The following is a 204-nucleotide window of genomic DNA, read 5'->3' as shown; positions in this document are numbered from 1 at the left end:
AAGGCCATTAAAAAGCGTAAACTATTTCCGCATGATGATTCGGCTAAAAAAGTTATCTATTTAGCGATTGAACAAGCATCTAAAAAGTGGACGATGCCGATAAGAAATTGGAAAACGGCCTTGAATCGTTTTATGATTGAATTTGAAGACCGTTTGAAAGATGTTATTTAAACCTGGCAGTTACACAAAATCTGTTACAGGGTC

General features: G+C 35.8%; 1 pseudogene. It reads left to right on the top strand.

Features of this window, described 5'->3' with window-relative positions:
- Nucleotides 1-171, top strand: a pseudogene (locus tag H4J59_RS03180) (IS256 family transposase); the annotation flags it as partial.
- Between the last annotated feature and the right edge of the window lie 33 nt (nucleotides 172-204).

It is taken from the genome of Colwellia sp. MB02u-10 (genome assembly GCF_014077185.1).
In the GTDB taxonomy this organism is placed as follows: domain Bacteria; phylum Pseudomonadota; class Gammaproteobacteria; order Enterobacterales; family Alteromonadaceae; genus Cognaticolwellia.
Note: the sequence above shows the minus strand (reverse complement) of the source record. Positions and strands in the feature narration are given on the sequence as shown.